This is a genomic window from Mesorhizobium sp. P171375 (genome assembly GCF_057786075.1).
The window spans coordinates 315,883-329,858 of sequence record NZ_JBYNWF010000001.1 but is presented as its reverse complement, the minus strand read 5'-3'; the positions used below and the strand labels follow the sequence as shown (position 1 = coordinate 329,858).

Here is a 13,976-nt window from a genome sequence, read left to right as displayed (position 1 = left end):
GATACAAACCGGAAAGTCGGATTGATAGTCCGCAGTGGGAGGGATCATGAAAGCCAGAGTCACGGCGAACGCGGCCTACGCCGTCGCGGATATCGACAAACGTCTTTACGGATCGTTTCTCGAGCATCTTGGCCGGGCGGTCTATACGGGCATCTATGAGCCCGGACATCCGCAAGCGGACGCAGAGGGGATGCGCAAGGGCGTGATCGAGTTGGTGCGTGCGCTCGACACTCCGATCTGCCGTTACCCGGGTGGCAACTTCGTGTCCGCCTACAATTGGGAAGACGGCATAGGCCCAAAGGAGAACCGCCCACGGCGCCTCGATCTTGCGTGGCGCACCACGGAGCCGAACCTGGTTGGAATCCACGAATTCGCCGACTGGGCCGAAAAAGTCGGCACCGAGATGATGCTTGCGGTCAATCTCGGTTCCCGCGGCCTCGACGAGGCGCGGGCCTTCGTTGAATATGTCAACCACCCGGGCGGCAGCTACTGGTCCGACCTGAGGGTCAAGAATGGACGCACGCAGCCCTGGAACTGCCGCCTCTGGTGTCTCGGCAATGAAATGGATGGTCCCTGGCAGGTCGGCCACAAGTCGGCGAGCGAATACGGCCATCTCGCCAACGAGACCGCCAAGGCGCTGCGCGGCCTCGATCCGACAGTGGAACTGGTCGTCTGCGGCTCGTCGCATTCCAATATGCCGACCTATCCGCAGTGGGAAGCAACAGTGTTGGAGGCGACCTACGAGCAGGTCGATTACATCTCTCTCCACATGTATTTCGAGAATTACGAGAAGAATACGGCCGAATATTTGGCTCTTTCAGCCAAGCTCGACCGCTACATTGGCACGGTCGCGGGCATCATCGACTACGTGAAGGCCAAGACCCGCTCGAAGCGGGACGTGAAAATCTCCTTCGACGAGTGGAACGTCTGGTACCATCAGCGAAAGCTGGACGCCGAGCGTATGCGCGCCTGGGACTGGCCGGAAGCGCCCAGGCTTTTGGAAGACATCTACAATTTCGAGGACGTGCTGCAGGTCGGCTGCATCATCAACACCTTCATCCGACGGTCGGATATTGTTCGCATCGCCTGCATTGCGCAGCTGGTGAACGTTATCGCGCCGATCATGACCGATCCCGGCGGCGGCGCCTGGCGGCAGACGATCTACTGGCCTTTCATGCTGGCCTCCAAGCATGGCCGCGGCACTGCGCTGCAGCTCGCGGTCGAGGTGCCTACCTATGATGCGGCCGCGGCCGACAAGGTGCCATGGCTCGACATTGCAGGCGTGCATGATTCGAACGCCGGCACGCTGACCTTCTTCGCAATCAACCGGCATGGGTCCGAGACGATAGAGGCCGACGTCGCCCTCGAGCGGTTCGTCGCCAAGTCCATCGAGCATACGATCATCCGTCATGACGATCTCGAGGCCTGTAACACCAAGGACGCGCCGGACAACGTGTCACCAGTCAAAGGCAACGGGGCAGCGCTCAGCAGCAAGGGAATGACGTTGAACTTGCCGCCGCACTCTTACTCGATGGTGCGTGTGACACTCTGAGTTAATATCCGACTATCAGATATATACCGTAAAATCCGTTGCAGGGGGTTTGGTTTGGTGTAGCATTGAAACGTTCAAGGCGGATCTAACCGCCGTACTCGGGAGGAAGCTGAGATGAACTTTCGCAGGATAATGGCCATAGCGGTGGTTGCGGCCGGAGGATTTTGGGCCGTCGCGGCCCAGGCCGAAGAAACCGTCATATGGTGGGATTTCCTCGGCGGCGGTGACGGTGTGCGCATGAAGCAGATGATCACCGACTTCAACACCGCCCACGCTGGCAAGATCAAGATCGACGCCACGACGCTGGAGTGGGGCACGCCCTTCTACGCGAAGGTGCAGACCTCGGCCGCGGTCGGAGAGGCGCCAGACGTCATGACCTATCATGCCAGCCGCATCCCCTTGGCGGTGAGCCAGGATATTCTCGAAGAAATCACAGCCGACGACATGAGCAAGATGGGCCTCTCGGCCTCGGACTTTGCCCAGACGACGATGGGCGCCGTGACGGTCGACGGCAAGCAGTACGCAGTGCCGCTCGATACCCATCCAATCGTCCTGTACTACAATCGCGCCCTCCTGAAGAAGGCAGGCGTGCTCGGCGACGACGGTCGTCCCGTGGGCATGGGCAACAAGGAGGAATTCACCGCAACACTGCAGAAGTTGAAGGACGCCGGCGTCGAGTTCCCGCTGGGCAGCGTCACCGCCGACGGCAACTTCATGTACCGCACCATTTACTCCGCTGGTGTGCCAGCAAGGTGGCGAGCTTCTGACGGGCAACGAGTTCCTCGCCGGCGACAACGCTGAAAAGCTGGCGAAAGCGTTAGCGGTTCTGCAAGGGTGGACGAAAGCTGGGCTGCAGTCGACCTATACGGACTATCCCGCAACCGTCGCCCTATTCACCTCAGGCAAGGCCGCAATGATGATCAACGGCGTCTGGGAAGTTCCTACGATGACCGACCTCGCCAAGCAAGGCAAGCTGTTCGACTGGGGCGCCGTCGAGATCCCGGTGATCTTCGACAAGCCATGCACCTATGCGGACAGCCACTCGTTCGCGATCCCGAAGAACAAGGGCAAGGAGATCACTCCTGAAAAGCGTGCCACCGTTCTCGAGGTGATCTCATGGATGGACAAGCACTCGCTTTTCTGGGCCACGGCAGGCCACATCCCGGCCTACAGGCCAGTCACCGAGACGGCGGAATACAAGGCAATGGGGCCTAATGCGACCTACTCGACGCTGACGGCCAACATGATCTTCGATCCGAAGTCGCCCAAGGCTGGTGTCGCCGGGCCGATCTTCGACATCATGTCCAATTATTTCGTGCCGACCCTCAATGGAGAGATGGACCCGGGCGAGGCGGTGAAATCCATCAAGGAAGAGCTGAACAGCATGTAGGGCTCAAAGGCTGGGACCGCCTCGCCCAGGACGGTCCCAGCCATATTTGAGGAAGAGCCATGCTTCGCAACTCCCGAACTGAACGTCTTGTCGCGCTGGTGCTGGTCGCTCCCTTCCTTGCGATCTACTTGCTGGCGTTCGTCTATCCGACGGTTCAGATGTTTCGCATCTCCTTCACCGATGCGCCGCTGATCGGCGAGGGTCGGTGGGTTGGTCTCGACAACTACCTGCGGCTCGACAACGACCCGATGTTCCGGCGCGCGGTCTGGAACACCGCTTACTTCGTGCTGATGACGGTCGTCCCGGGAACACTCATCGCCCTGCTGATCGCGCTTGGCGTGTCACGCCTCAAGGGCCGGTTCCAGGCGACCGTGCTGGCGCTGTTCTTCCTGCCCTACATCCTGCCGGTGTCCGTGGTCTATTTGATCTGGGACTGGACGCTGAATTTCCAGTTCGGGATTGCGATGCATGTGCTGGACTGGCTGGGAATCCCGCGCGTACCGGTCTTTAAGTCGCGCGCCTGGTTCCTGCCGGCGGTGGCCGGGGTGACGATCTGGTGGACCGCAGGTTTCTCGATCCTCCTCTTCCTCGCCGGACTACGGTCCATACCAGTGGAGATCTACGAAGCCGCGGCGCTCGACAACTCGACGCGATGGACCACGTTCCGGCGTATCACCTGGCCACTGCTATGGCCGATCACCTCGCTGGTATTGACCATCCAACTCATCCTGCAGCTCAAGATTTTCGATCAGGTCTATCTGTTCTCGATCGGCGGCCGGCCGAACGACAATATGGTGCTCGTCTACTACGTCTTCCAGAAGGCCTTCCAGCAGAACCAGGGAGGCAGGGCTGCGGCTGTCGCCGTCACCCTCTTCGTGCTTGTGGTCGTCGTCTCGGTCCTGCAATTCCAACTGCTCCGGCTCGCCGAAAGGCGGCGCCGATGAACGCCATGGCTGCGCAGCGCTGGAACTTTTGGGGCGGGATAATCACGGCACTGACGCTCGTCTGGGCCATCCTATGGGCATTCCCGCTTTATTGGGGTGTGATCTCATCGCTCAAACCGGACGACGAAGTCGTCCGGCCTTACATCGAACTCTGGCCGGAGACGCCGACGCTGGAGAACTATATTTCCGCCGTGACCACCACACAGATCGGCACCTGGTACATCAATTCGGTGGCGGTCGCGGTCGGCGTAACGGTCATCACCATCTTCATCTCGATGCTGTGCGGCTACGCGATCTCCCAGTTGCGGTTCCCGGGGCGGATCGCGCTATGGTGGCTGATCCTCGCCTCCTTCATGGTGCCAACTTCGGCGCTGATCATCAATCATTTCGTGCTGGTCGCCAACCTTGGCCTGCTCAACAGCTGGGCTGGAATCATGTTGCCGCAGCTCATCCATCCCGTCATCATCATCGTGTACAAGCAATTCTTCGATCAGGTCCCGAAGGACTTCCGTGAGGCCGCGGTCATGGACAATGCGTCTGAATTCGGGATCCTCTTCAAAATCTACGTGCCGATGAACTGGGGGGTAACGACGGCGCTGTCGATCGTCTGCTTCATCTGGACGTGGAACGCGTTCTTGTGGCCGTTCCTCTCTGTTACCCGCACCGAGATGATGACGATCACCGTCGGCATCACGCAGGTCAATGACGCCTTCGGCGTCTACTACGCGCGCCAGCTGTCGGCAGCTGTACTGGCCGGCCTTCCCGTGGCACTGGCCTACCTCTTCTTCCAACGCCGAGTAACCGAAGCGATAACGCTCTCAGCAGGCATCAAGGGCTAGCCTCGGCCCGCAAGCGAAGCGCAATGCCAGGGGGCACGACCCCGGTCGGCGGATTCAGGCCCGGTCAGCGCGCGTGCCAGGTCGATCCGTCCGCGGCGAAAAGATGGAGGGCGGCGGTGTCGAACTTCAGCCGAACGGCGTCGCCCGGTTTGACGCTCGAGAGCCCGCGATCCTGTGCTGTAACCTGCGTCCCATCCGCGAGCCGCGCATAGACGAGCGTTCGCTCGCCAAGGCGCTCGACAACCGTGGCCGTGGCGGATGTATCACTGCCCTCGGAGACGACAGTCAGCGATTCCGGCCGCACTCCCAGTTCGCGCCAATCCATGTTGACCGGCGCGCCGGGAAGGTCGACGAGCGATCCATCCGTCAAGCGCGCCTTGAGCCTGTCGCCTGAGCCTGAAACCGTAACAGGTAGAAGGTTCATCGCTGGAGACCCGACGAAGGTCGCGACGAATCGCGATGCCGGACGTGCATAGACCTCGTCGGGTCTTCCCATCTGCTCTATCCGGCAATCGTTGAGGATCACGATACGGTCGGCGAGGGTCATCGCTTCCACCTGGTCGTGGGTGACGTAGATCATCGTCGACTTCAAACGCTGATGCAGTTCGGCAAGCTCGACGCGTGTACGAGCTCGAAGCGCCGCGTCCAGATTGGAGAGTGGCTCGTCGAACAGGAATGCCTTGGGCTCCTTGACGATCGCACGCCCGATGGCCACGCGCTGGCGCTGCCCGCCGGAGAGTTGCGACGGCCGCCGGTGGAGCAACGCTTCGATCTCCAAGATACGCGCAGCCTCAGCGATCCGTTGGCGTATAACATCCGGGGCGACCCGAATGTTCCTCAGCCCAAAGGCCATGTTCTCCGCGACTGTCATATGTGGGTAAAGCGCATAGTTCTGGAAGACCATCGCAACGTTGCGCCTGCCCGGCGCCAGGTTCTCCGAGCGCACCCCGTCGATCGTCAGCGTGCCCTCGTCAATGCTTTCGAGACCGGCGATCATCCGGAGCAGCGTCGTCTTGCCAGAACCGGACGGGCCGAGAAACACGACCAGCTCTCCTGGCTCAATGTCCAGGCTAACCTCGCGGATCACTTCGACTGCGCCAAAGTGCTTTGATACGCCCGACAGCGCGATTCCCGTCATGCCTGCGATCCTTCTTTCCTCCATAATTTCGGATAAATACCCGATGTCAAGGAACGTGGGGAGCTATGGCACAAGGTTTCCAAGCTATCTTGCCAAAAGCCGACCGTCTCCAGTCGGTCCCATTCACGACGTTTCGAGACCTTGATGCTAGGCTATGGTGGCCCCGACATTACCCCCCAGAAAGCTGATGCGTCCGAACGACAGGACGGAGCCATTCCCTGGTTCGAAATGAAGAAGTGCTCATTCTCGGAGGAACGCCGCCGGAGGTATTGCGACGAGCACCAGGCAATCCTGGATTGTCTGGTTCGCCGCGCTCCGGAATGTGCGAAAAATGCGATGCTGGCGCAGCTGAAAACCGTCGAACAAAATCTACTGGGGCGGTAAGCCGGCGCATCGCCGCAGACCTGCAGCAAGAGGCCGATGAGCCCGCAGCGCGGACGCCGCTCGGTTCGCACTGGTAGTAGGGCGGCTGGACGACCGCGCCCCCCGGGTTCATGGCAGGCGAGTGCGGTGCCGATTGTAGGGCCCCATCAAGCGACGGCGGCCAACTTCGCGCCTAGCCCCCTACCGAAGCTGCTCCTTACCTTCCGATTTGCGACGCGACCGACATCATCGCCTCAGAGTTCGGGCGGGCGCCCAAGCCGCCATCGAAAACCTCGGAGAACGTCCAGCGAACGACGCCGTTGCGGTCGAGCAGGAACTGGCCCATGAGCTGGCCCACGCCGGTCGCCATCATTTGCTGGTCCGCTTCAGTGATATCGTAGTTGTCTTTTTTGTTCAGATATTCGAGCGTGGCAAACGGATCCATCGGCTCAGGCATTTCGCCCGGCACGTTGAGCCGCATCGCCTTCACATCGCTCATTGAGGCCTTGTGCGGCCATGCGCTCTCGCCCTCGGTGATCTGCATATTGGGGAGCCCAAAAGCGCGGTGTGAAGCCCGCTCAGGATCAGACGCCGCGAGCAGAGCCGGCATCGGATGATAACGGAGATAAAGGCGTGCCCGTTCGATGGGCGTGTTCACCACCGTCAGGGTTTCGATGCCCTTTGCGTTAAGGGCTGGTGTGAGCAGCGAAACCGTCGCGATATGACGCCTGCAAAAAGGACAATGGAGACCTCGATACAGTCCGACCAGCACTGGCTTCTCGCCGCGGAAATCGTCGATAGCTATCTTGCCCTCGCGAGTAATCGCGTCGAGCACGAAATTGGGCGCCGTTTCGCCAAGTTGCAGCGGGCCTATGTCGAGACGCTCTGACATGCTGATCACTCCTCGCGGGCCAATCGACAACAGATGTGCGGGCGGGTGGCTTGAGCCCATGTTGCGGCACATACGTCTTTCGGCCTGCTGAAATGGCGGTCGGCCTAGGGCGGCGTCGACAATCCATTTATAGCACGGAGGCACCGCCTTTACACTAGATGGCGCCCCACGAACGCTGCACCTTCTCGGGCAGACGATCCCACAGCCAACTGCTGGCCTCGTCACTCCATAACTCATTTCAAGTGCGCACCCGGCCGATATCCATTCTCACGGCCGCTCTCGCCCCAAAGCCCAAATCGCTCCGAAAGGCAAAGTTCGACGACAACGATGACCTCATTGTCCGCATCGCGAATGGCAGCAAACGGTACTAGAGGGCCTGTCAGCTTTGCGCCGCATGTCGGCCGTTGAGGCGAACTTTGCCTCCGCCCGGAAGCAGACACTGCAATTGACCACGGTGAAGGTCGTGGTCGCGCCAGAGCCTGCAAAGGCGCAACTCGGTATACGAGGGCGACCATGCCTGCGCGGAAACACCTTGTAGAAACGCGTCGCTGCCCATACCATGTCAGGTCATGGTGAAATCTGATCAGGAGGTCAGTGGAATCGGTCGGGTTTTTGAGCCAGTGCAAGGTAGGGAGGATAATAATTATGGCTTCCGAAGTACAGGCAAACAACGGCGTTAACGTAGAGGCGCTGCTCGCCGCAAAAGAAGCGCTTACCAACGCCCCGGAGGCTGCGCAGTTCAAGTGGCGCGCGGCCTGCGAATGGAAGGACGGCACCCACAGCCACTCGACGGTCGAGAGTTTTTACGGTCTCGGCCAGGATCAGCATCGCAAGACCACCTTCGCATTCGACGCCGACCATCCGGAGGTCTTCGCTTCCCTGGATCAGGGCGCCACGCCGGTCGAATACGTGCTGGTCGGGCTGGCGAGTTGCCTGACCGCCGGCATCGCCGCGGTTGCCCAGAACCGGAACATCCAGTTGAAGTCGGTGAAGGCGACCATCGAAGGCGACATGGATATCGCTGGGATACTTGGTATCGACAGCGACGTCCGCAACGGCTTCAGTGGCATCACGGTGAAATACAACATCGACGCTGACGCCAAGCAAGAAGACATCGAGGCGCTCGTCGCCCAGTCGCAGAAGCGGTCGGCGGTCTATGACATTGTTACCAATCCGACGAACGTCACGGTCGTGGTGAATTGAAAGGCGCTTCGAGCCGTAGACTCTCCCGATGAGAGGGCGCGATTAGTTCCGTCACCACAGTGATCGTCGGCGCAGGGCACGCGGGGCTCGCGATGAGCCGCTGCCTGGCGGAGCGCTCTATCGACCATGTGCTGCTGGAGCGCGGCGAGGTCGCCCATACCTGGCGCACAGAGCGATGGGATTCGCTGCGGCTGCTCACCCCGAACTGGCAGAGCCGGCTGCCGGGCTTCCGCTATGACGGCGACGACCCCGACGGCTACCGGACGATGCCTGAAGTGATCGACTTCCTCGGGAACTATGCCAGGGCGATCTCGGCTCCGGTCAGAACCCACACGACCGTTACCTCGGTTCGCAGCGACGGGGCGGGATATCTCGTACGCACCGACCGCGGCGAGTGGCGGTGTCGGACCGTCGTGCTGGCGTCGGGCGCGTGCAACATCGCGCGCCTGCCCGACGTCGCCACCCGCGTGCCGCCGTCGGTCGCCATGCTGACGGCACAGTCCTACCGCAATCCGCGTCAGGTCGCCGACGGTGGCGTGATGGTGGTGGGCGCGTCGTCGAGCGGCACCCAGATCGCACAGGAGCTGCAGCGTTCGGGGCGTCAAGTGACCCTGTCGGTGGGCGAGCACATAAGGGCGCCCCGCGTCTATCGCGGCAAGGACCTCGAATGGTGGATGGACGCCGCCGGCGTGCTCGACGAGCGTTACGACGAGGTCGACGACATCAGGCGGGCGCGACGGGTTCCTTCGCTGCAGCTTGCCGGCACTCCCGACCGCACCACCCTCGACCTCAACGCGCTCGACGACCTCGGCGTCCGGCTCATCGGTCGTCTTGCCGGCATCACCGAAGACGGCAAGGCCCAGTTTGCGGGGTCGTTGCGCAACATGTGCGCGCTTTCCGACCTCAAGATGGCCCGGCTGCTCGACCTCATCGACGAATGGGCGCGCGCCAACGGCCTGGACGCTACGGTCGGGCCGCCGGATCGCCCGCCGCCGACCCGTGTCGAGGACAACCCGCCGCTCGGCCTCGATCTTGCCGGAGGCGCTATCAGGACGATCATCTGGGCCACCGGCTACCGGCCGGACTACTCCTGGCTGGAACTGCCGGTCCTCGACCGCAAGGGCCACGTCCGTCACGACGGCGGTGTAGTGGAACATCCGGGCCTGTACCTGATGGGGACGCAATTTCTGCGCCGCCGCAAGTCTTCGCTGATCGACGGCGCCGGCGACGACGCGCGTGATCTCAGCGACCATCTGGCATCGCACCTCAGGCAAAGTACTATCGCCTAGCCAACGCAGGCCCGTAGCAGCAGTTGCACAAGATACCCTCGAATCAGGGCAGCGGGATCGGCTTGTCGCTGAGTGTGCGCAAGTAGGCGATCAGGTTGACCCGTTCGGTGTCGTCCGGGACACCAGGAGTCTCCATCTTGACGCCCGGCGTGGTGAGCATGGGCCCGAAGAGATATCTGTTCAGGTCCTCGTACGTCCATACACCCTCCCAGCCCAGCAACGTGTCGGAGTAACGCATATTTGCCACAGATGCCTTGTCGCGGCCGACGACGCTCCACAAGTTCGGTCCTATTTTATTCCCTCCCTGTGGCTCGGCGTTGTGGCAATTGGTACACCGGCCGGTGAAGTAGGTTCGGCCTTTCTCGACATCGGCAGAAGCCAACTTCATTGAGATTGGGGCTGGTGTTGGCAAGACGACGCCGTGCGACAAGAGATAGTCGGCAACTTCGCGTTGCCCCCTGCTTTTTACCAGATGGAGGGGTGTCTTGCCGTCCATTGTCTTCGCATTCACGTCTGCGCCGGCCTCGACCAGTGCCTTCACGCAGTCGAAACAATCGAGAGCGACGGCGACATGAAGGGCGAATTCGCCACCACGGTTGGTATTTGGATCTGCGTCCCGCTCCAGCAACAGCTTTAACAGATCGATCTTGCCTGGCCCGACGGCCGCCATCAGCGGGGGACCCCCAGTCGTCTGGGCGTTGACGTCCGCCCCACGTTCTATGAGCAGTTTTGCCGCTTCGATGTGGCCCATCCAGACCGCAAGATAGAGCGGCGTCGCAGTTCCATCACTCTCATCTATACCGGCGCCTGCATCGAGCGCCGCCGTGATCGCCGCGACATCGCCCGCCATGGCGGCGTCGTGAATGTCGGCGGCATGCGATACAATCGGTGCAAGCAGCAGTGGAATGAAGAGCAAGGGCATGCGCATTTGGCATCTCCCAAGGCAAACCGTGGTGTGTCACGCTTTCAAGCCGACAAAAGTACCACGACTGCCTGATCGTAGCCACTTCCAACCAGTGCCTAACAGATTGTGGAAGCCCCCGAGAGAATGAAAGTTTTCAGCAAGGCCGGCCATGTCCTTGCTGGCCGTCTGGTAACGGGCCGTAAGGTCTCATCCGGATCGTGAGCGCATGTTGCGCCAGACGTCCGCTTTGAGAGCGAAAACAACCCCGAATTCTGCGCCCCTGCAATCATATCCCCAGGTGCAACTTAGGCTTCCAGAAGGGGCGGAACAACTCAATCTTGGGACAGCGGTTCATCACCACTTTCAAGCCCGCTTCCTCCGCCAACTGGGCGGCAGCGTCATCGCGCACCCCAATCTGACCCCACAGAACCTTGGCATTGATTGCGATGGCCTCCTGTGCAACTTCCAACAGATCTTCGGAGCGGCGAAAAACCTCAACCATGTCCACAGGCCGGTCGATGGCCGCTAGTGACGCGTACACCTTAAGCCCTCGAATCTCATCCAGACCGGGACTGGGGTTGACCGGGATCATGTCGTAGCCGACTTCGTGCAGCACCCTGAGTACCCCATAGGAAAATTTGGTCTTATCGGGGCTGGCCCCCACCATCGCGATGGTTTTGACCGATTTCAGAATGTCTTGCAGATAAGCCTCCGAATAGGGCTCATCATGATTCATATGGGTCATTTCTTTGCTTCCAGCGGGGTCGCAATATCGGCTTTCAATTCATGAGCGGCCAGCGGGTCAAGGAAAGGGTTGCGATAGAGCTTGTCGTGGCTCTCAACGCCGACCTCCAGCGTGCAGTCGCTCATAGGGCGGGCGACGCAGAGGATTATATAGCCATTGTTGATCTGACGGTTGTTCAGCGCTCGCTGCGCTTTTTGATCGACTTTGCCGCTGATTATTTTGGCTGCACAGGTTATGCAGCCGCCATACTTGCACCCATACGGCAGATCCACGCCCTGCTCGCGCAAGCTTTGCAAGAGGGGCTTGCGGTGATCGACGTCAAAGGCCGCACCGCCTTGATTGGCGAGAGTGATGGTGAAGCTGGTCATACCCAGATGTCACTCGTGCAATCACCGCCGGGATAACGGGTTTCGTGGCAGCGGCTTGGTCCATTTGGTTCCTTACCAAAATCAACAACGAATAGCGGATCGATTTCCATGCCGCCGTTTTCCGTATCGCAATTGACCATTAGCATGCATCCGCCATTGGTGCGGATTTCCGGATAGAACTGATTATCCCACGTCGAGAAGAGTGAGGTCGTCACATAGAGGCGCTTGCCGTCGAGGCTGAGCTGTATCATCTGAGGCCCGCCAGTCACTTTCACGCCATTGACCTCAGGCGCACGGCCGAGAAGTCCGCCCATCCACACTTGTCCGGTAAGCTTGGCGTTATGAGGGTCAGAGATGTCGTATTGACGAATGTCGCCATGCAACCAGTTGCACAGATAGAGGTATCTATCGTCCATGCTGAGCAGAATGACCGAGATCACGCCCGGTATTGGTATCGGCCAATCGGGATGCGGCTCATTGCCGACGTCGATAATTTTTTCCCATTGCCAGTCACCCGCCGCGTCCTTCCACCAATGGATGATATTTGCAGAAAGGGCAGCGCCAACAAAGCCGTGACTGCTGTCGGGATTGTGATGGAATCGCACTTCCAGTGGGATCAAGCCATCTTCACCGAGATAGAATGTTTGCTTTGGCTCCTTCTTTTCAAAATCCCAGAAATGGATCTCTCGGCCATATTTCAGATGACCAACCTCTTCCAGGTCAAAGCCAGGCATGAAGGTATTGGGCGCGGCCCATTCCGAACTGACCATTACGTTGTGTCGCGGCTGGTACCAGAAATCATAACCAAACTTGATACTGCCCATGGAGTTTTCCCAGCGGCCGACAACCTCGAACTCCTTGCTGAGTTGCAAATAGCCGCCGGGGGCATTGCCCTGGGCGTCACCAAGCATGGAAACGATGATGTCCGAGCCGAGGCAATGCACCGTGTGTGGCGCCGACAGGTTGGTCCTAGCTTTGATTTCAGCGCCGTCTATCACCTTGAACAGTGTCGGGCGGCGCGGATCGGTACCGCAATCGACAATATGCAGATTTGACGAGCGCACACCCGGCACGATCAGATATTTCCGCTCCATGCTCGCATCGCCATGGCACGACGAACAGGCATTCCAGCCCGAGTGATGAAGCTCATCGCCAATGCCCGGCATTTGCAAACGCGAAATCACCTGGCTGTAAGTCGAACTCTCCGGGTCGACATCGATGGTGCACAGATAGTCCGGCTTCTGAATGCCCGTGCCGGTGTAGATGGCAATCGTATAGAGCAGCTTTTCGCGAGGTGCCGTCATCGCCTCGGCTGGAGAAGCATAGCCCGGTCCACAGCAATGATTGGTCATGGGTACTTCCCTTTGAACAGATCACTGGCCAGCCCCAACGGGGTCGAGTTGGAATGTTAGTGCATGGTTGGCATTGGCGCTATGGCCGGGGTGGCTTGTGAAGTGCGCACGTGATGTACAACTTGGCGACAGAGCCCCCGTGGGACGCCACGTATTGACCGCCCGAGGGTTTGAGAACCCTTGCAGCGGCCCGGCGCTTAAAGGTCCGCTTCTGGCCTTCCGAGCCTCGAAGCCGCCGGAAGAGTCTAACACCTCGGTCCCAGGCCAATTTTCCGCCTGCTGCGCTCCACGTTATTGCAAGACGTTCAAATTTGAGCTTCCGCACTCATGCTTTGTCGAGAGAATCTCCTGTAATCATTTAAACCTTCTGCGTCGTAATTTTTAGCCGTTCTGAATCGCCGCAGCGACGATGACGACGAAATAGGAGAACGCAATGACTCGCAATCACGTTGAACGTCTTGAAGAGTTTAGGGAAATCCTGGTCGCAACTCGACGCGAAGGAGTCCGTAACGTGCACCATACTCGCGACGCAATGCGGGCAAGTGGCTTTCAGATCGGGGACAGCGATGGCTCCAGCTACGGAGCCGAGCTGAAGGCGCTCCAAGAGGAAATCGAGGCAGTAGATCGCGCCATCGAAGAAGAGAAGCGGTTGGCCTTGGTCCTCGAGAGCGCGGCTCAATCCCGCCGATCGACTAAACCGAGAATTGTGAAGCGAGCATAGGGTCAGGTACGGCCCTTTGGCGCCTGTCGCTTCGATCGCCTGCGGTCGGGTGTCGGGCTTCCCGCCGCCGTGGCGGTGCAGGCGACGGTGACGGTGGAGACCACCGCGATCACGGCTGAGAATGCCAAGCAACTGATGGGGAAGTGAGGGACGGAACCGCTCTACGGCAGCGTTTGATACGGCAAGGCCCGCGAGGGGCCTTGTTGCGTTCCGGCAAGTTACGGTGAATGGCCGCTTCGCGCCTCATGTCCGCCACTGATGGCTCCTTCGTCGTCT

Annotated in this window: 13 protein-coding genes and 1 pseudogene; 8 read left to right on the top strand and 6 right to left on the bottom strand. The window is 59.9% G+C overall.

The window, feature by feature from the left end; genetic code table 11:
* The first annotated feature begins 46 nt into the window (after positions 1-46).
* The 4 genes and pseudogenes from arfA to ACYHH6_RS01695 all read left to right on the top strand — a co-directional run bounded on the left by arfA (position 47) and on the right by ACYHH6_RS01695 (position 4,725).
* Complete coding sequence (gene arfA, locus ACYHH6_RS01710; RefSeq protein WP_352589931.1) at positions 47-1,552, top strand: arabinosylfuranosidase ArfA; 1,506 nt, start codon at positions 47-49, stop codon at positions 1,550-1,552.
* A gap of 114 nt (positions 1,553-1,666) precedes the next feature.
* Positions 1,667-2,942: pseudogene (locus ACYHH6_RS01705) on the top strand (extracellular solute-binding protein).
* Between the two features lie 59 nt (positions 2,943-3,001).
* Entirely contained in the window at positions 3,002-3,886 is an 885-nt protein-coding gene (locus tag ACYHH6_RS01700; protein ID WP_352589928.1) for a carbohydrate ABC transporter permease, read from the top strand.
* The gene (locus ACYHH6_RS01695; protein ID WP_352589925.1) at positions 3,883-4,725 is read left to right on the top strand and encodes a carbohydrate ABC transporter permease; all 843 of its coding nucleotides are present in this window, start codon (positions 3,883-3,885) and stop codon (positions 4,723-4,725) included. The genes ACYHH6_RS01700 and ACYHH6_RS01695 overlap by 4 nt, the downstream gene beginning before the upstream one ends.
* 64 nt (positions 4,726-4,789) lie before the next feature.
* Here ACYHH6_RS01695 and ACYHH6_RS01690 read toward each other — a convergent pair whose 3' ends face one another.
* Entirely contained in the window at positions 4,790-5,863 is a 1,074-nt protein-coding gene (locus ACYHH6_RS01690) for an ABC transporter ATP-binding protein (RefSeq protein WP_352589922.1), read from the bottom strand.
* Positions 5,864-6,007: 144 nt separating this feature from the next.
* Here ACYHH6_RS01690 and ACYHH6_RS01685 point away from each other — a divergent pair, with 144 nt between their 5' ends.
* The gene (locus ACYHH6_RS01685; RefSeq protein ID WP_352589919.1) at positions 6,008-6,247 is read left to right on the top strand and encodes an FCD domain-containing protein; all 240 of its coding nucleotides are present in this window, start codon (positions 6,008-6,010) and stop codon (positions 6,245-6,247) included.
* Between the two features lie 196 nt (positions 6,248-6,443).
* Here ACYHH6_RS01685 and ACYHH6_RS01680 read toward each other — a convergent pair whose 3' ends face one another.
* Positions 6,444-7,118 carry a peroxiredoxin-like family protein gene (locus ACYHH6_RS01680; protein WP_352589916.1) on the bottom strand — a complete coding sequence of 225 codons (675 nt, stop codon included), beginning with the start codon at positions 7,116-7,118 and terminating at the stop codon, positions 6,444-6,446.
* A 594-nt stretch (positions 7,119-7,712) separates the two neighbouring features.
* Between ACYHH6_RS01680 and ACYHH6_RS01675 the strand changes: the two genes are divergently transcribed.
* On the top strand, positions 7,713-8,321 hold the full coding sequence (locus ACYHH6_RS01675) for an OsmC family protein (RefSeq protein ID WP_352589913.1): 609 nt from the start codon (positions 7,713-7,715) through the stop codon (positions 8,319-8,321).
* Between the two features lie 59 nt (positions 8,322-8,380).
* Positions 8,381-9,610, top strand: a complete 1,230-nt coding sequence (locus ACYHH6_RS01670; protein WP_352589910.1) for an NAD(P)-binding domain-containing protein — start codon at positions 8,381-8,383, stop codon at positions 9,608-9,610.
* 43 nt (positions 9,611-9,653) lie between these two features.
* Here ACYHH6_RS01670 and ACYHH6_RS01665 read toward each other — a convergent pair whose 3' ends face one another.
* The 4 genes from ACYHH6_RS01665 to ACYHH6_RS01650 all read right to left on the bottom strand — a co-directional run bounded on the left by ACYHH6_RS01665 (position 9,654) and on the right by ACYHH6_RS01650 (position 12,979).
* The gene (locus ACYHH6_RS01665; RefSeq protein ID WP_352589907.1) at positions 9,654-10,538 is read right to left on the bottom strand and encodes an ankyrin repeat domain-containing protein; all 885 of its coding nucleotides are present in this window, start codon (positions 10,536-10,538) and stop codon (positions 9,654-9,656) included.
* Between the two features lie 262 nt (positions 10,539-10,800).
* Entirely contained in the window at positions 10,801-11,250 is a 450-nt protein-coding gene (locus ACYHH6_RS01660) for a CoA-binding protein (protein WP_352590102.1), read from the bottom strand.
* Between the two features lie 5 nt (positions 11,251-11,255).
* Positions 11,256-11,627 (bottom strand): 2Fe-2S iron-sulfur cluster-binding protein, encoded by a 372-nt coding sequence (locus ACYHH6_RS01655; protein ID WP_111543472.1) that lies wholly within the window; start codon positions 11,625-11,627, stop codon positions 11,256-11,258.
* A complete protein-coding gene (locus ACYHH6_RS01650; protein ID WP_352589904.1) occupies positions 11,624-12,979 on the bottom strand; it encodes a selenium-binding family protein in 1,356 nt (451 codons plus the stop codon). Before ACYHH6_RS01650 ends, ACYHH6_RS01655 begins: the two co-directional genes overlap by 4 nt.
* A 433-nt stretch (positions 12,980-13,412) precedes the next feature.
* On the opposite strand from ACYHH6_RS01650, the gene ACYHH6_RS01645 reads away from it, so the two are divergent.
* The gene (locus ACYHH6_RS01645) at positions 13,413-13,700 is read left to right on the top strand and encodes a hypothetical protein (protein ID WP_352589901.1); all 288 of its coding nucleotides are present in this window, start codon (positions 13,413-13,415) and stop codon (positions 13,698-13,700) included.
* Positions 13,701-13,976 lie beyond the last annotated feature (276 nt).

What these genes read in the sequence shown, in the direction of transcription:
- ACYHH6_RS01660 (WP_352590102.1), bottom strand. Translation starts at nt 11,250, where the DNA reads ATGAATCATGATGAGCCCTATTCGGAGGCTTATCTGCAAGACATTCTG.
- ACYHH6_RS01665 (WP_352589907.1), bottom strand. Translation starts at nt 10,538, where the DNA reads ATGCGCATGCCCTTGCTCTTCATTCCACTGCTGCTTGCACCGATTGTA.
- ACYHH6_RS01685 (WP_352589919.1), top strand. Translation starts at nt 6,008, where the DNA reads ATGCTAGGCTATGGTGGCCCCGACATTACCCCCCAGAAAGCTGATGCG.
- arfA (WP_352589931.1), top strand. Translation starts at nt 47, where the DNA reads ATGAAAGCCAGAGTCACGGCGAACGCGGCCTACGCCGTCGCGGATATC.
- ACYHH6_RS01650 (WP_352589904.1), bottom strand. Translation starts at nt 12,979, where the DNA reads ATGACCAATCATTGCTGTGGACCGGGCTATGCTTCTCCAGCCGAGGCG.
- ACYHH6_RS01690 (WP_352589922.1), bottom strand. Translation starts at nt 5,863, where the DNA reads ATGACGGGAATCGCGCTGTCGGGCGTATCAAAGCACTTTGGCGCAGTC.
- ACYHH6_RS01655 (WP_111543472.1), bottom strand. Translation starts at nt 11,627, where the DNA reads ATGACCAGCTTCACCATCACTCTCGCCAATCAAGGCGGTGCGGCCTTT.
- ACYHH6_RS01680 (WP_352589916.1), bottom strand. Translation starts at nt 7,118, where the DNA reads ATGTCAGAGCGTCTCGACATAGGCCCGCTGCAACTTGGCGAAACGGCG.
- ACYHH6_RS01645 (WP_352589901.1), top strand. Translation starts at nt 13,413, where the DNA reads ATGACTCGCAATCACGTTGAACGTCTTGAAGAGTTTAGGGAAATCCTG.
- ACYHH6_RS01695 (WP_352589925.1), top strand. Translation starts at nt 3,883, where the DNA reads ATGAACGCCATGGCTGCGCAGCGCTGGAACTTTTGGGGCGGGATAATC.
- ACYHH6_RS01700 (WP_352589928.1), top strand. Translation starts at nt 3,002, where the DNA reads ATGCTTCGCAACTCCCGAACTGAACGTCTTGTCGCGCTGGTGCTGGTC.